We start from the raw sequence: 16,128 nt of genomic DNA on the forward strand, positions 1-16,128 counted from the left end.
TCTGATTCCGGGGTGGTGAGGCCCTCTGCGTGGCGTGGCTACGTTGTGCCTTTCACCCGCCATGCGTAACCTCAACGTGGACTGATTTAATTTAGATCATGTAGTAGTCGGGCCTTGTCGTGGTCAGACCTTGTATAAGTCAGAGTAGGGGTTGTGCATCACCATGGGTGAGTTCATCTATCAGATGAAAAACGTGCGTAAGGCGCACGGTGAGAAGCTGATTCTGGATAACGTCACGATGGCGTTTTACCCAGGCGCAAAGATCGGTGTTGTCGGTCCGAACGGTGCTGGTAAGTCGTCGATTCTGAAGATCATGGCTGGCTTGGACCAGCCAAGCAATGGCGAGGCATTCTTGGAGCCAGGTGCAACGGTCGGCATCCTCCTGCAGGAGCCACCGTTGAACGAAGAGAAGACCGTCCGCGGTAACGTCGAAGAAGGTCTTGGTGACATCTTCGAGAAGAAGCAGCGCTTCGAAGCCATCGCGGAAGAGATGGCCACTAACTACACCGATGAACTCATGGAAGAGATGGGCAAGCTCCAGGAGGAGCTCGATGCCGCTGACGCATGGGAAGTCGACTCGAAGATCGAACAGGCAATGGAAGCACTTCGTTGCCCACCATCGGATGCTCCAGTTACCAACCTTTCTGGTGGCGAGCGTCGTCGTGTAGCACTTGCAAAGCTCCTACTCTCCGAGCCTGATCTCCTGCTTCTCGACGAGCCGACTAACCACCTCGACGCTGAGTCGGTGCTGTGGTTGGAAAAGCACTTGGCTGACTACAAGGGTGCCGTCCTGGCCGTGACTCACGACCGTTACTTCCTCGACCATGTTGCAGGTTGGATCTGTGAGGTCGACCGCGGCAAGCTCTACCCATACGAAGGTAACTACTCCACCTACCTGGAGAAGAAGGCTGAGCGCCTCGAGGTTGCCGGCAAGAAGGACGCGAAGCTGCAGAAGCGTTTGAAGGATGAACTCGCATGGGTTCGTTCCGGCGCAAAGGCACGTCAGGCGAAGAACAAGGCCCGTCTGGAACGCTACGAGCAGATGGTGGAAGAGGCCGAGCAGTACAAGAAGCTTGACTTCGAAGAAATTCAGATTCCAACGCCACCACGTCTGGGCAACGTCGTTGTTGAGGTCAATAACCTTGACAAGGGCTTCGATGGTCGTACCTTGATCAAGGACCTGTCGTTCACGTTGCCTCGTAACGGCATCGTTGGCGTGATTGGTCCAAATGGTGTGGGTAAGTCGACACTGTTCAAGACCATTGTTGGCCTTGAAGAGCCAGATGCTGGCGAAGTGAAGGTTGGCCAGACGGTCAAGCTCAGCTACGTCGACCAGGGTCGCGAGAACATCGATCCAAACAAGACCGTGTGGGAAGTTGTTTCTGACGGACTTGATCACATCGTTGTCGGACAGAATGAAATGCCATCTCGTGCGTACCTGTCGGCATTCGGTTTCAAGGGCGGCGACCAGCAGAAGCCATCGAAGGTTCTCTCCGGTGGTGAGCGTAACCGCCTGAACTTGGCTCTGACGCTGAAGCAGGGCGGCAACCTGATCCTCCTGGATGAGCCAACTAACGACTTGGACGTCGAAACGCTGTCGTCTTTGGAAAACGCTCTTCAGAACTTCCCAGGTTGTGCAGTGGTCATTTCGCACGACCGTTGGTTCCTGGACCGCACCTGTACCCACATTCTTGCGTGGGAAGGCAACGTCGCCGAAGGCCAGTGGTTCTGGTACGAGGGCAACTTCGAAGGCTACGAGAAGAACAAGGTCGAGCGTCTCGGACCTGAGGCAGCACGCCCATCGCGAGTTACGCACCGTAAGCTGAGCCGCTAGTAAGTTTCTTAGCTACTGGGTTTTGCCAGGAAGGCCCGTGCTGCACCACAGTTGTTGCAGTGCGGGCCTTTGCGTATCCACGGAAGCGCAAACTGTAGAAGAATATAACAAGTAGCGGCAGATATATCACTGAGGAAAGGTGGATTGTGCCATGACCGAGTCACGTCAATTCGTCACCGTTGTTCCTGTCCGTTGGTCGGACTTTGACCAGTTCAATCACGTGAATAACGCAGCGTACTTTGAGTTTGCGCAGGAAGCTCGGGTGGCATTCGTAACCGAGGGACTCGGGCGAGCGTTGTCTGCGCACGCGACCGTCGTTCGTCGCATCGAGATCGATTACCTCCGCGCGCTGCTTCCAGACACCAAGCAGGTCACTGTGGAAACCGAGATCATCAACGTGGGTACGACTTCGTACACATTGAGTCAGAGCATCAAAGACCAGCATGGTCATGTGACGGCTGTCGTCAAGACCATCATGGTGCTGTTCGATCTGGAACGTTCCGTTGCACTGCAAATCACTGCCGCGGAGCGCCAGCAGCTTACCCAGTTCACCTCGCCGGAGTTGACCGCTGGTGAGTAGCCCGAACACGCAGACGCTCACGCTTAGTGACCCGCAGTCGCTGCAGAATCTGGCGGTGCTCGCTCATAAGGCTCTCAAGTTGGATGCGCAGGCGCTCATTCGGGTTCGGCTTCACGACGATCACACCGACAGCAATCTAGCCCGGCTGTGGGCGACAACGCCGTTCGGCCCAATTGGTTGTCGGACAATGGCGATCGGTGCTTCTCCAGATGATGCGGTGATGGGGGCGGAGACCGTCGTGAAGTCTGCAGTCACTGCGAAGGATGGATCTGCGCCGAGTGCGGGCCATCCCGTGACGTTGGATGCGGGGACGTCGCTGGCTGCGTCGTGGCCGGGTTCGCTGCCTCCGGAAGATGGTTGGATGTTGGCGGATCTTGTGCCAGCGATGGTCTTTCGCAAGTTGGAGAAGCAAGCGAGGGCTGAGGCGACACGGTCATCAGGACCACTGGGCTTGCCGACGTCGCTGCTCGATCAGGTGGTTCTGCAGGTGGAGTCGCGCGGAGACAGTGACGGAGTCATTGGTGGTAGTGCCGATGCGGGCACTGATACCGGTACTAATCACGTTGCCGATGGAGTTGCCAGTTCCACGGGTGCAGAGATCACGATGCGCGATGTTTTTGCGCTATGTGCATTGGGATTTATTCCGCCGGAGCCAGATATTAACGAACCTGTGCGGATTTCGACGCGTGGCCGGTGGCATCGGCTCGATGGCAGATTCGGCAGTGTGTACGCCTCTGAGGGATTTGGCGTCATTCCTGTGTAGAGCGATGAAAAGAGCATGGGCACCAAGAATATTCTTGGTGCCCATGCTGCATGTATGAGGTTTTACAAGCTAACGATGTAGCTAATCTGCGATTGTGCGCAAATCCTCGTGATCTGGGTCGCGCCAGTCGAGAACTGCGTTGTCCTTGGTCAGAATACCTTGTGACGGCTGCTGCGGAACCTTAGCAATGATGTTGCGTCGTGCACGGCCAGCTCGTAGCTGTCGCTCGATGCGCTCAGCCAAAGTGGACAGTCCCATGTTGATAGCGATCATGATGATGGCGATGACAATAAGGGATGGGAGCATCGCACCGTAGTATTCGCCCAACTGACGGCCGGAACGGACCACCTCAACGAAGCCGATCATGTAACCGAGAGCCGAGTCCTTCAGCGCAATAATCATCTGCGAAATGATTGCAGGCAGCATTGCTGCGACCGCCTGTGGCAACAGGATGGAGTACATCGACTGACGATGTGACAGGCCAAGTGCCTTAGCCGCTTCCCCCTGGCCCTTCGGCAAGGAGCGAATGCCGGAGCGCAATGTCTCAGCGATCACCGAACCGTTGTACATGGTGAGTCCAAAAACTACGGCTGAAAAACCAAGGTACTGGGACGGCACAATCTTGAACATTGCGAAAACCGTGTATGCGAAGAGCATCAACACCAGCACTGGAATGGCACGGAAGAACTCAACGATCACGGAGCACAGTCCACGGATGATTTTGCTTTCGGATAGACGTCCGACACCAAGCAAGGCACCAACTACCAGCGCGAGGAGGATCGACACGACAGCCGCCAAAATTGTGCTGAGCAGACCTGGAAGAATATAGGTAGTCCAGGTGGATGCCTTAAAGAAGATCGTCCACTTTTCGGGGTCCAGCTGGCCCTTCGCATTGAGCTTCATCAGTACCCAAGCAACAATGCCGAGGGTGATCAGAACCGTAATGCCGGTGAGAATGCGGTTTGTCCGGATTCCCTTCGGGCCGGGTGCGTCGTAAAGAACTGTAGCGCGTGTAGTCATTAGCGCTTCACCGCCCATCGGTTGCCTGCCCAGCCAAAGAAGAGGCCCATGGGCAAGGTGAGAATGATAAAGCCGAGTGCAATAAGCGCGAAGATGACCAGAATATCGGAAGCGTAGTTTTCCGTCATCGTCTTCATCAGCAGGGATGCCTCGGCGACACCAATGACAGAGGCAATGGTGGTGTTCTTCGTCAGTGCAATCAGGGTATTGCCCAGTGGAACGATCGCGCCACGGACTGCTTGAGGCAAAATCACGTGCCGGAAATTGTCATTGAAACCCAGTCCCAAGGAACGGGCAGCTTCAGCTTGTCCGAATGGAACAGTGTTGATGCCCGAGCGCAAAGACTCAGCAACAAAACATGATGTGTACAGCACGAATGCTAGTACAGCCAGGCGGAAGTTCTGCTTCATAATGAACGAGTCATTCTCCGCAGCGAGCAAAAGCCCGAGGTTGTAATACAAGCCTAGTGACGCAATCAACATGACCAGCGTCAGGGGAGTATTACGTACGACATTGATGTATCCAGTCGCGAGCGAGCGAAGAATGCCAACGGGACTGACTCGCATTGCCGTCAGAATGACGCCGAGAATGAGGGATCCAAGTGCTGACCAAAATGTCAGCCGAATGGTGACCCAAAATGCTGGGAGCAGTTCGGGTCCCATTTCTGCCCATAGTTCGGGATTCATGATTTAGTACACCTCATTTCTATTTCTCGTCGACGAACGACAAGTCGCCGATATTTGGCTTTGGTCCGATCTCAAAGTTGTCGCCCAAATTCTTGCGGACAATCTTTTCGAACTCCCCGGAATCATGCATCTCGTTCAAGGCTTCGTTGATGGCTTCTTTGCCAGCGTCGTCGCCCTTCGGCAGGCCAATCCCGTAGTATTCGTCGGTCCAGAAGCTTCCATCTGGATTCTTCAGCTGAACGACCTTGTACTCGTCGTTGTAGCGTTCGCGGTAACGCTCTGCGAAGCCAGCCAGAATCGTTGCATCGGTTGTTACTGCATCTACCACGCCCTGGTTCACTCCTTCAGCGCAGGCAGCATAAGTATCGAACTCCTGTAGCTGCACCGACGGAAGCGCTGCCTTCACTTTCTGTGCTGGGGTGGAACCGGACACCGAACACAGCTTCGTGCCAGGCGCGACGTCTTCGAGTCCCTGGATCTTGTTGTCTCCACGTACTAGGAGGGCCTGGTGCGTGACGACGTACGGCCCCGCAAAATCGACCGACGCAAGTCGACCAGCATTGATGGAATAGGTCGCGGCGATCATGTTGACTTCACCATTGTTGATCAGCGCTTCGCGTTGAGCGGATGGAGTCTCGCGCCACGTCATTTCTGGTACAGCCCAGCCGTTCTTTTTGGCAATGTGCTCGATGACGTATCGAGACACATCCGTGTCCATGCCTTCGAAACTCTTCTCAGGGGTACGTTCGCCAAGACCTGGCTGGTCATACTTGGTTCCGAGCACCACATGTCCGGCTTTGATGTCATCGAGAAGTGCGCGCTTCTCCGACGAGCCACAAGACACCAGCGAGAACGTCACGGCTATGGCAGTGGCCGCTGCAGTCATGCGCCGGAGGAAACTCCGGTTTGTGTGTTTAGTGAGAGTAGTCATGTGAATACCTCATCGACCGAGGATGGTGGCGAGGAAGTCCTTCGCACGATCCGAAGCCGGGTTGGTGAAGAACGTCTCTGGATCAGTGTCTTCAACGACAGCGCCGTCAGCCATGAAAAGAATTCGGTCCGCGACCTTGCGAGCGAAGCCCATTTCGTGAGTGACGACAACCATCGTCATGCCTTCCTTTGCCAGGTCAGCCATGACTTCCAGAACTTCGTTGATCATTTCTGGGTCGAGTGCGGATGTTGGCTCGTCGAAAAGCATGACGCGTGGCTTCATTGCCAAAGCGCGGGCGATAGCGGCACGCTGCTGCTGACCACCGGATAGCTGAGCAGGGTACTTCTCGGCCTGGGCAGAGATACCGACGCGGTCTAGGAGCTGATCGGCTTGCTTATTGGCATCAGCCTTTGAAACCTTGCGAACCTTCAGTGGGGCAAGTGTGACATTGTCACGAATGGTCATGTGGCTGAACAAGTTGAAGGACTGGAACACCATACCAACGTCAGCACGGAGCTTCGCGAGGTCTTTTCCTTCTTCTGGAAGCTTCTTGCCATCGATGAAGATCTCGCCTTCATCGATAGTTTCCAAACGGTTGATGGTGCGGCACAGAGTCGACTTACCGGAGCCTGAAGGACCGAGAACTACAACAACCTGGCCTTTTGGGATATCGAGGTTGATATCTTTCAGCGCGTGGTACTCGCCGAAGTGTTTCTGAACACCAGCCAACTTAATCATTGGCTGTGAAGAATCTGAAGCTGTCATAACCGAATAATAGCGGTGTCCTAGGTCACAAGAGAATAGTGTTAACAGGAAAACCACATATTGTTATGACTTTGTTGCGTGACCTGGGACATTATCCGTCCCAGGCGCTACAGCGGGTTGTACTTAACTAGCCAGGCTGGTTGATCAACATGTCGGCGACCTGAACCATGTGCTTCCACATCGCGTCCCGATGTGCATCAGATAGCTCGCCGGGTTCCAGTTCGTCCAGAGACGCGTGCATCAGTTGCAGCCAACGATCACGTGCTGCCCGATCCACATGGAAGGGGAAGTGGCGCATGCGAAGACGCGGATGTCCTCGCACTTCGTTGTAGGTATGCGGGCCACCCCAATACTGCTCGAGGAACATCCGCAAACGGTCTTCCGCACCGTCCCAATCATCCTGTGGGTACATCGGCCCCAAGATGTCGTCGGTCTTCACCCGACGATAGAAACCAGCGACGATCTTCGCAAAGGTTTCATCGCCGACCTCACGATAAAAATCGCTGAATTGAGAATCATCGTTTGCCATACTCTTTACCCTACTGTGCTGGATTTTCGTGCGCGTCAGGCTTGTCTTGCGCGTCGAACTCCCGAGCTCGCAGCGCACGGCGAACGCGGTCGCGGTTTTCCGCAACGATACGACGCACCGGCGACGGGATATCACCATCGAGGAAGGTCGTGGCCTGGGCAATAGCGTCGTTAGACAGGTCCCACATGGGGTAGAACCCCTCGAGCAAGTTCGCACCAGTGTCCGAGGAGAATGCATCCCACCAACTGGTTGCCTCAGCGAAGTAGCGAGCGGTGAAATCACCAGCTTCGAGGAGATACGCAGACCCTGGGGCAGTAAAACCAGCCATCAGGTTGCGTAACACCAAGTTAGATGGAGCATCAGCGCCGGCAGTAGTGGCCTTTAGCCACACGCTTTTTTTGTTGTCGACCTCCGGCAACGCAGCGCGGGCCCGTGCAGCGGACTGCTCGCCGAGTGCCGATTTGTCCTCAGCTTCCAGCGCAGCGATATCGTCTTCATCGCGGACTCCAGCTGCCACCAGAGCGGTCAGTGCACGCCACTTCATGTCGGGATCGACGGTGATGTGAGAAAGACCGACGTGTTCTGGGGTACCAGCGAAAATAGCTTCTAGCGCAGTGACGGTACCAGCAGCTTTCGCCGGCAACGATGACAGTGCATTCACATACACCAACTGACGACCTTCGTGGGTTTCGGACTGTGCGAGCGCAAGGAGGCCTTCGCCAAGCAGCTTCTTACCCGTCGAATTTGCCCATACCGGATCGGCATACAGCGATACGGCCTGTACAGCCTGTGTCACGATGCGTTCGAGCACTGACACCTTGTCTTCGGATGATGCGCCACGCAACACCAAAGCGATGAAATCGCGGGCGCGCATTCGCCCCGAACGAACCATTTGCCATGTCGATGACCAGGCCAACGTACGTGGCATCGAATCAGTGAATGTACCAATGTTGTCGATGACGCAGGCCAGGGAAGAGTCGTCGAAGTCCATCAGGGTGTACGTCAGATCATCGTCATTGACGAGCACCACATCACCACTGCGAACACCGACAAGTTCTGGAACTGGCGTTGAGGCTCCCGTGACGTCGACTTCTACACGCTGGGTGCGGACGAGTTGCTTGCCGACGGAGCCGTCGATAAGTGAATACACGCCAACTGCCACGCGGTGATCCCGGTACTCACCATCGCCTGGCGCAGCGCCGGACTGCTCAACAGAGAAAGCAGAGTAGTGGCCATCGGTGATGTCGAACTTCGGCGACAGAGTGTTGATTCCGGTTGTGGTCAACCATTGGTCAGCCCAGCCCGAGAGATCACGTCCGGAGGCTTCGGAGAGTGCCGATAGCAAGTCGTCGAAGGTCGCGTTTGCGAAGCGGTGGCGGGCAAAGTGCAAGCGCGCACCTGCGAGGAAGGCTTCCTCGCCCACGTATGCGACGAGCTGCTTCAACACGGATGCACCCTTGGCGTATGTAATTCCATCGAAGTTTTGCTCGACGGTGTCAACGTCGCTGGCATCTGCCGCGATCGGGTGGGTCGAAGGCAACTGATCTTGCTGGTAAGCCCACGCTTTCTCGACATTGGCGAAAGTAGTCCAGGCGTGTGCATACTCGGATACTTCGGCTTGGGCTGCAGCGGCGGACCATGTTGCAAAGGACTCATTGAGCCAAAGATCGTCCCACCACTGCATCGTGACGAGGTCGCCAAACCACATGTGCGCCATCTCATGCAGGATCGTGTCATTGCGACGTTCGTACAAGTAACCAGTGGCCTTGGAACGGAATACGTACTCATCACGGATGGTCACACACGCTGCGTTTTCCATCGCACCCATGTTGTATTCAGGGCAGAAAATCTGGTCATACTTGCCAAATGGATATGGCTCTCCGAAGTGCTTCGCGTAAAAATCGAAGCCTTCCTTTGTCTCCCGGAACAGTCGTTCAGTGTCCATGTGCTCGGCGATCGACTGGCGACAGTACAACGCCAACGGGATCGACAGTTCGCCACTATCTCCGGTCGCATGGGTCTGGTGTTCGACCGGAGTCTCAGGGTGCTTTGCGACGACTCCCGTCCAGACATCTTCCTCTTTGTGCCATGGTCCAGCGCAAAAGGCAATGAGGTACGTCGACAAAGGGACATCGACGCGGAATTTATAGGTGCTGTCGGTAATGGTTGCTGGCGAATTGGAAACGACGGACCAACCCTCCGGAGCGATGACGCTCATAGAGTAGGTCGCCTTCAAATCTGGCTGGTCAAAGCACGCGAAAACGCGCTTGGCATCGGCAGTTTCGAACTGCGAGTACAAGTACGTCTGGTTATCGGCTGGATCCAAGAAACGGTGGAGCCCCTGGCCGATCTTCGTGTACTGGCACATGGCATCGACGACAACGGTGTGCTCTCCCGCAGTGAGATTCAGCGTGATGCCGTTATCTGAGCTGTAGTTGGTTGATGCAGTGACGTCGTCGCCGTCGATAAGTACCTGATTCAAGTCCGCGTCGCGAAGATCGAGGAAGGTCGTACCGTCAGTGTTAGCAGTGAGCGACAGCGTGGTGACCGAGCGGAATCGATCTGACTCAGCGGAGGTGCCGAGCGGGGCCGTCGTGAGGTCAAGCGCTATGTCGTAGTGCTGGACGGTGACTAACGCGGCGCGCTCGATTGCTTCGGCGCGGGTCAGATTGATGGAACTCACGGCGGACTCCTCGAATTGTTGGAAAGAAAATTCTTATGTCCACCCTAGGCCGTCGCAGGAATCTATAGCGAAAACTGGTGTGTGTCCGGGATACTGGGTGGTGCTTGCTGACAACACAACAAACCAGAGGAGCGAAGGACCGATGACAAACCGCACCGCAACCTTCTATTTCGACGTATCGTGCCCATTCTGCTGGGTGACATCTCGCTGGATGAAGGAAGTAGAACAAGTCCGTGACATCACGGTCGACTGGCGTCCGATGAGCTTGTCCGTTCTTAACGAAGGACGCGACGAGCTGCCCGAAGAGTACAAGTACATGATGGAGTGCAACTGGACACCCGCGCGTCTGTTCAACGTTGTGTTGGCCGAAGACGGTTCTGAAGCTGTCGACAAGTTGTACACCGCGCTGGGCACCAAGGTGCACAATGAAGATCGCATTGATCGCAGCGCACGTTTCGACGACCCGAATGTAGCGTTCGACGAGCTCATTACTGAATCACTGGCGGAGGTAGGACTCCCAGCGGAGCGCTTGGAGCAGGCCCACACGACGAATTACGACGAGCAGATGCGAGCCAACCACGCAGAAGCAATGGCTGAGGTCGGCGACGAAGTGGGCACTCCAGTGGTCAAGCTCGGTAACACCGCATTCTTCGGACCAGTACTGACCCGCATCCCGCGAGGAGAAGAAGCAGGAAAGCTCTTCGATGCTTCATTTGCTCTCGCGGAGTACCCGTACTTCTTTGAACTGAAGCGAACTCGGACCGAAAATCCGCAGTTTGGCTAAGTTTTGCTTCGGTTACGCAGGCTGAATAGGCAGACGCAATTTAACCTTTGCGTCACCAGTTGATGCAGCTCGTTCTTCCTCTGTCATTGCTGCCCAACGCGCTGGTATATGCACACACGTTGGGTCGGATGCCGTGTAATCACCGGTCAACGCGTATGCCGTCGAGCGAGAACCTCCACAAACATCGTGGTACTCGCAGACGCTGCACTTGCCATGCCAGTTGTCAGGATCACGCAACGCCTTGAATGCAGGGGAATTCGAGTAGATCTCCTGGAATGGTGTGTCTTTGACGTTTCCGCAATGTAAAGGCAAGAAGCCGTTTGGGTACACATCGCCAATGTGGTCGATGAAAGCAAATCCCGAGCCGGAGTTCACTGCCATTGGAGAGCGTGGTGGACGAGGCTTCTCAGGGTGGGCGCCGAGCAGTTTCGCGGTCTCGTCCGTGAGGTACTTGTATAGTTCCCCGCCTTCGTATGGAGGCAATCCCTTTTCCTTTGCCTCCTGCTGCTGCAAGACGACACGGCGATACTGCGGTGCTTCGGTGGTCTTGATGGCAATGCGGTCGGAAATATCTGACAGCCAATGCAACACGTCTTCCCGTTCTTCTGGAGATAGTGCTCCGAGATCTGCACCACGACCAGTAGGGACAAGGAAAAACACGTACCACATCTTGGCTTCCATACCCATGACTGTTTTCAACAAAGCCGGAGCTTCGTGAATATTGCCCTTGGTAAGGGTGGAATTGATCTGAAGTCGGTACCCGGCTTGATTGATGTGCGGAGCAGTTTCCAGGGTCTTCTCAAACGTTCCAGAGAAGCCACGGAACTTGTCATGAGTGGCAGCGGTTGCCCCGTCCAAGGACATCGACATTGCCTTGCCACCTGCTTCACGCAGAGAATTGATGCGCTCTGGAGTCAACTTCGGAGTGACGGAAGGGGACAGGGATATATTTAGCCCCAACTCCGTGCCATGTCGCACCAGCTCCTCGAGGTCATCGCGCTCAAATGGGTCGCCACCAGTGAGCACCACCAGTGGCTTCGGGCGGTTGTAGGAAGCCAAGGTCTCGAGAAGAAGCATTCCTTCTTCGGTGGTCAGCTGCTGTGGGTGTGGCTCGTGCTGTGCATCTGCTCGACAGTGCTGACAGACCAAGCCACAAGCACGAGTGACTTCCCAAATGACAATAAACGGCTTTTGATTAATGTCATGCCGGACAGTGCGTACTACTGGCGCTTGTTTCCTACGCGGAGCTGCAGTTTTCAATGCGGCTTCGTGGACTTCGGCCTCATGGTCGTCGTCAGTTAGGGGCTGGCCTTGTGGGGCTGGGGACAAGGGAACCAAATCCTTCACGATCAGTCACGATGATTACCTTCCACACTAGACTCACCGGATTAAGCGCGTCGTCGTAAGCATTACCTGACCAGAATTGTGGTTTATAACCGCTACACTGTGCCTATGCGTATTTACCTTGGCGCGGATCACGCCGGTTTCGAGATGAAGAACTTGATTAAGGACCACCTGGAAAAGGCTGGTCACGATGTCGTTGACTGTGGCGCTCACACGTACGACCCACTGGACGACTACCCAGCATTCTGCATCGAAGCAGCTTCCCGCACGGTCGCTGACCCAGAGTCGTTGGGTATCGTTCTCGGTGGCTCCGGTAACGGTGAGCAGATTGCAGCTAACAAGGTGAAGGGTGCTCGATGCGCTCTGGCATGGTCTGTGGAGACTGCGAAGCTTGCTCGTGAACACAACAAGGCTCAGCTCATTGGTCTTGGCGGTCGCATGCACTCCGAAGAAGAAGCACTGGCAATCGTCGACGCTTTCATTTCCCAGCCATGGAGTAATGAAGAGCGTCACCAGCGTCGCATCGACATTCTCGCTGAGTACGAAAACACTGGCGTAGCTCCTGCGCTGCCAGCTGAATAATTAGCTTTACGACGAACTCGTCCACGCACAAACCCCACTCCACTCGTCGCAGCCGTGATGCTGCGCAAGTGGGGTGGGGTTCATTGTCTACTGAAAGTACTCCTGACGCGTTCGCAACTGAGTGCGTTGCGGGAATCGGTGCGGCCTAAAAGTCGAAGTCGAAACCACCATCGTCGAACAATCCGCCGCCTTCGCCACCGTCACCACCGCCGAAGAGGCCGTCGAAAAGTCCGCCACCTTCGTCACCGCCACCCATGTCGCCGGCATCGCCGTCGGCTCCGGCGTCGCCACCGAAGTCATCGCCACCGAAGTCATCGCCACCGAAGTCTCCCTCGGAGCCATCGCCGACGCCGGACTCGAAGTCGCTAGCCGAGTACGCTACGCCTGCCATACCGTTGAACATTGCCGAGAAGAGGAACATGGAGCCCATGGTCCAGACGCCTGTGCGGAGGGCAGAGGCCCACCAAGGTTCGGAGTACCAGCCGGCAGGAACTGGGCGACCAGCTACTCGACCACCCGGGTAGTAGTTAGGAGTCTCGGCGGTAGCCACAGGAGAGGCGCTGATTGTGTGGCCTTCATGCTCAATGGTTCGCTGTTCGGTCACAGAACCGGCAGAGCGCTGTCCCTCCAATGGAGGAATCGACGGGCCTTCTGGCAATCCCATGATCTGACGTGCAGCATTGACGTAGTACAACCCTTCGAGAGCCGATTCGCGCGCGAGCTGGGCTTGCTTTACCGTCTGTGCCGTAGAGATCTGGGAGGATGCCGCGTTGTAGCGTTCGGAAGCATCCGCCATTGCCTGGGTGGACGCAGCGTCCGACCCGGAAATGCTAAGAACCTGAGAACCAAGCCGCTCGATCCAGCGACGAGCATCCGCAACGGCGTCGGCAAGTTCGTTGTTCTGGGAAGTAGAGAGGGCCTTCTGTTGGCGACCTTGTGCCATCGTCACAAAGACGACGCCACCGACAACTACCAAGGCGATGAGCAAAAGTGCAGACATAAGGGTTTAGCTCCAGGCGTGAATCAGCGAGTGAGCGATGAGTTCGCTCTCTTAAACAAGCAACGCACCAGCTATTCCCAGTGTTCCCTGCAAGCTAGGAATTCTTATGCTTACGAGTTTCCTGCCACTCGCGGATCTCCTTGGAGCTCCACAAGGTCAAGCCATGAAGTTTGGTGACTGGGGTAGGGGCTTTGCCACGCCCAGCGTAACTAGTGAAAGTGCCTCGGGCGGTATTGCTGTACTCGGCACACTGAACTGCGGTCCAGAGTTCATCGCCGGTATCTGCGTCAATGATTTTTGGATCCATGGCCCTACCAAACCATAGTCGCAGGGTGATGACTAGGTCTTTGTCCCAAAAATGCAGAAAACCCCGCCAGCAAAGGCGAGGTTACGTGGAGGGGATGACGGGAATCGAACCCGCGTCATCAGCTTGGAAGGCTGAGGTAATAGCCACTATACGACATCCCCACAGTGGTTCTTTCGAACGAACGAAAGCATAGCGTAATTCTGTCCAGTTTAAAAAACTCCGCAGGTGAGGCATGGATTTACTTAGGGAATGTAGGTGGGATGCTGAGTGCATCGAGACGCATATGTGAGTTCATGTGAGTTGGGGTGGGAGATCGGAGGCGGAGGAAGCGGAGGGGGCTAAGCCCGGTGAGAAAGGATCGAAAGGTTCTACAAGAACGTGCACAGACGAGTGGAAGAGTGAACCGGGAGTCGAATAGGAGTGGCGTCAGTCTCGAATGCAGGTGCCATTGAGTGGGGACTGTCAGCAGTATGTATGGGAAAGTGTCAACGCTGTGATTCAGTGAGGGGGTAGCTACTAAACCCGTCATGAACTGCAAAATAGTGTTAGCGGGGGTGATCGTAAGAGGGCGTGAATTGGGGTCAAAACGACTCCGATTATGAGTTTCCGGGTGGCATCTGGTTATATTTCAACCCGTCAGCGTAACGGCAACAGGGGCCACCAAGTTCCTGTGCGTCGCTCATGGGCTTTTTCGATCACAACTCGGAATTGACTGTGTGGGAGCTTGTTTGGACTGAGACAGTCAGTCTGGTAAGTTCACGGTGGCAACAAGAACGGGGTATGGCGCAGCTTGGTAGCGCGTCCGCTTTGGGAGCGGAAGGCCGTGGGTTCGAATCCCGCTACCCCGACTCAGCATCACGGGCTCTCCCGTGGTGAAGTGAACATTCACGTCTACTTACAGGAGAGTGCAACCGGTGAAGTCCTCTGTTGATCAGCTGAACGCTACGCGCGTGAAGGTAACCGTTGAGGTTCCGTTCGAAGAGCTGAAGCCAGAGTTTGACCAAGCCTACAAGGCACTTGCACAGCAGGTTCAGATCCCAGGTTTTCGTAAGGGCAAGGCTCCTGCACAGATTATCGAGAGCCGTATTGGACGCGGTCCAGTCCTCGAGCAGGTTCTGAACGACATGGTTCCAGACCGCTACGGTAAGGCTGTTGAAGAGCATGACCTCAAGGTCCTCGGCCAGCCAGAAGTAGATATCACCAAGCTTGAAGACGGCGAGCTCGTTGAGTTCACCGCTGAAGTTGATGTTCGTCCAGAGATCTCCCTGCCAGATTTCTCCGACATCTCCGTTGAGGTCGAGCCATTGGCTGCCGATGAAAAGGCTGTGGAAGCTGAGCTTGAGAACCTTCTCGCTCGCTTCGGCACTCTCACTAATGTTGAGCGTGCAGTAGAGGATGGCGACTTCATTTCCATCGACCTGTCGGCAACCGTTGATGGCGAAGAGCTTGAAGAAGCTACCACCGAAGGTCTGTCCTACCAGGTTGGCTCCGGCGACCTCATCGATGGCCTGGACGACGCAGTAATCGGTCTGTCCCAGGGTGAGTCCAAGGAGTTCGGTACCAAGCTTGTCGCTGGTGAGCACGAGGGTGAAGACGCGCAGGTAACTGTCACCGTCCAGACCGTTAAGGTTCGCGAGCTTCCAGAAGCAGACGACGACTTCGCTCAGATGGCTTCCGAATTCGACACCATTGACGAGCTCAAGGAAGACCTCGCTCGCCAGGTGGAAAACACCAAGAAGGGCGAGCAGGCTCAGCAGATCCGCGACAAGGTTCTGGAAGCTGCACTCGAGAAGACCGAAGTTCCACTTCCTGAGGGCGTCGTCAAGGAGCAGGTCGAAGGCCAGCTTCAGCAGCTGCTCGGCCAGTTTGGTGGCGACGAGGCTGTGCTGAATTCTATGCTGGAAGCTCAGGGCACCACTCGTGAGCAGTTCGACGAGGACTCCAAGAAGGCTGCTGAGGATGCAGTGCGCACCCAGCTGTTCCTGGATGAACTCGCTGAGCAGGAGAAGCCAGAAGTTTCCCAGCAGGAGCTCACGGATCACATTCTGTTCACCGCACAGTCGTACGGTATGGATCCAAACCAGTTCATCCAGCAGATTCAGCAGTCCGGCCAGCTCGGTAACCTGTTCGCTGATGTTCGTCGAGGCAAGGCACTGGCGACTTCCATCCTTAAGGCTTCCGCAAAGGACACCGAAGGTAACGAGATCAACCTCGCGGATTACTTCGACGCTCCAGCTGAGGAGAACAACGAAGCCGAGGCAGAGGCCAAGGATTCTGAGTAGAAACTCTTACTCGCTACGCTGATAGCGAACTAGGGGCC

The 16,128-nt window shown here is 55.5% G+C and carries 15 protein-coding genes and 2 tRNA genes; 7 read left to right on the forward strand and 10 right to left on the reverse strand.

Annotation, left to right across the window (positions count from 1 at the left end):
* Positions 1 to 163: 163 nt before the first annotated feature.
* The 3 genes from ettA to WG934_RS03210 all read left to right on the forward strand — a co-directional run bounded on the left by ettA (position 164) and on the right by WG934_RS03210 (position 3,177).
* Positions 164 to 1,834, forward strand: coding sequence for an energy-dependent translational throttle protein EttA (ettA, locus tag WG934_RS03200; protein WP_339977540.1), 1,671 nt, complete (start codon positions 164 to 166; stop codon positions 1,832 to 1,834).
* A gap of 151 nt (positions 1,835 to 1,985) precedes the next feature.
* Positions 1,986 to 2,414 (forward strand): acyl-CoA thioesterase, encoded by a 429-nt coding sequence (locus tag WG934_RS03205; protein WP_339977542.1) that lies wholly within the window; start codon positions 1,986 to 1,988, stop codon positions 2,412 to 2,414.
* Complete coding sequence (locus WG934_RS03210; RefSeq protein ID WP_339988670.1) at positions 2,407 to 3,177, forward strand: hypothetical protein; 771 nt, start codon at positions 2,407 to 2,409, stop codon at positions 3,175 to 3,177. The genes WG934_RS03205 and WG934_RS03210 overlap by 8 nt, the downstream gene beginning before the upstream one ends.
* Positions 3,178 to 3,258: 81 nt before the next feature.
* Here WG934_RS03210 and WG934_RS03215 read toward each other — a convergent pair whose 3' ends face one another.
* The 6 genes from WG934_RS03215 to pepN all read right to left on the reverse strand — a co-directional run bounded on the left by WG934_RS03215 (position 3,259) and on the right by pepN (position 9,791).
* Positions 3,259 to 4,197 carry an amino acid ABC transporter permease gene (locus WG934_RS03215; RefSeq protein WP_339988672.1) on the reverse strand — a complete coding sequence of 313 codons (939 nt, stop codon included), beginning with the start codon at positions 4,195 to 4,197 and terminating at the stop codon, positions 3,259 to 3,261.
* Positions 4,197 to 4,883 (reverse strand): amino acid ABC transporter permease, encoded by a 687-nt coding sequence (locus WG934_RS03220; protein WP_339988674.1) that lies wholly within the window; start codon positions 4,881 to 4,883, stop codon positions 4,197 to 4,199. The genes WG934_RS03215 and WG934_RS03220 overlap by 1 nt, the downstream gene beginning before the upstream one ends.
* A 19-nt stretch (positions 4,884 to 4,902) precedes the next feature.
* Positions 4,903 to 5,814, reverse strand: a complete 912-nt coding sequence (locus WG934_RS03225) for a glutamate ABC transporter substrate-binding protein (RefSeq protein ID WP_339977550.1) — start codon at positions 5,812 to 5,814, stop codon at positions 4,903 to 4,905.
* A gap of 9 nt (positions 5,815 to 5,823) precedes the next feature.
* Positions 5,824 to 6,552, reverse strand: a complete 729-nt coding sequence (locus WG934_RS03230; RefSeq protein ID WP_339978787.1) for an amino acid ABC transporter ATP-binding protein — start codon at positions 6,550 to 6,552, stop codon at positions 5,824 to 5,826.
* A 154-nt stretch (positions 6,553 to 6,706) separates the two neighbouring features.
* The gene (locus tag WG934_RS03235) at positions 6,707 to 7,108 is read right to left on the reverse strand and encodes a globin (protein ID WP_339988675.1); all 402 of its coding nucleotides are present in this window, start codon (positions 7,106 to 7,108) and stop codon (positions 6,707 to 6,709) included.
* A 10-nt stretch (positions 7,109 to 7,118) separates the two neighbouring features.
* Positions 7,119 to 9,791, reverse strand: a complete 2,673-nt coding sequence (gene pepN / locus WG934_RS03240; RefSeq protein WP_339988677.1) for an aminopeptidase N — start codon at positions 9,789 to 9,791, stop codon at positions 7,119 to 7,121.
* A gap of 142 nt (positions 9,792 to 9,933) precedes the next feature.
* Here pepN and WG934_RS03245 point away from each other — a divergent pair, with 142 nt between their 5' ends.
* Positions 9,934 to 10,575: a mycothiol-dependent nitroreductase Rv2466c family protein gene (locus WG934_RS03245; protein WP_339988679.1), complete on the forward strand. Its 642-nt coding sequence runs from the start codon at positions 9,934 to 9,936 to the stop codon at positions 10,573 to 10,575.
* Between the two features lie 12 nt (positions 10,576 to 10,587).
* Here WG934_RS03245 and WG934_RS03250 read toward each other — a convergent pair whose 3' ends face one another.
* Positions 10,588 to 11,835 carry a TIGR04053 family radical SAM/SPASM domain-containing protein gene (locus tag WG934_RS03250; protein WP_339989233.1) on the reverse strand — a complete coding sequence of 416 codons (1,248 nt, stop codon included), beginning with the start codon at positions 11,833 to 11,835 and terminating at the stop codon, positions 10,588 to 10,590.
* A gap of 192 nt (positions 11,836 to 12,027) precedes the next feature.
* On the opposite strand from WG934_RS03250, the gene WG934_RS03255 reads away from it, so the two are divergent.
* A complete protein-coding gene (locus tag WG934_RS03255) occupies positions 12,028 to 12,501 on the forward strand; it encodes a ribose-5-phosphate isomerase (protein WP_339977558.1) in 474 nt (157 codons plus the stop codon).
* 145 nt (positions 12,502 to 12,646) lie between these two features.
* On the opposite strand, the gene WG934_RS03260 is transcribed toward WG934_RS03255, so the two are convergent.
* The 3 genes from WG934_RS03260 to WG934_RS03270 all read right to left on the reverse strand — a co-directional run bounded on the left by WG934_RS03260 (position 12,647) and on the right by WG934_RS03270 (position 13,969).
* A complete protein-coding gene (locus WG934_RS03260; protein WP_339988681.1) occupies positions 12,647 to 13,501 on the reverse strand; it encodes a DUF1542 domain-containing protein in 855 nt (284 codons plus the stop codon).
* Positions 13,502 to 13,595: 94 nt separating this feature from the next.
* The gene (locus WG934_RS03265) at positions 13,596 to 13,808 is read right to left on the reverse strand and encodes a hypothetical protein (protein ID WP_339977562.1); all 213 of its coding nucleotides are present in this window, start codon (positions 13,806 to 13,808) and stop codon (positions 13,596 to 13,598) included.
* Positions 13,809 to 13,894: 86 nt separating this feature from the next.
* Positions 13,895 to 13,969 (reverse strand) — tRNA-Gly (locus WG934_RS03270).
* A 613-nt stretch (positions 13,970 to 14,582) separates the two neighbouring features.
* On the opposite strand from WG934_RS03270, the gene WG934_RS03275 reads away from it, so the two are divergent.
* Positions 14,583 to 14,656, forward strand: a tRNA-Pro gene (locus tag WG934_RS03275).
* 66 nt (positions 14,657 to 14,722) lie between these two features.
* Positions 14,723 to 16,090, forward strand: coding sequence for a trigger factor (gene tig, locus WG934_RS03280; RefSeq protein ID WP_339977564.1), 1,368 nt, complete (start codon positions 14,723 to 14,725; stop codon positions 16,088 to 16,090).
* The last annotated feature ends 38 nt before the right edge of the window (positions 16,091 to 16,128 follow it).

Source organism: Corynebacterium sp. H78 (assembly GCF_037572275.1).
In the GTDB taxonomy this organism is placed as follows: Bacteria; Actinomycetota; Actinomycetes; order Mycobacteriales; family Mycobacteriaceae; genus Corynebacterium.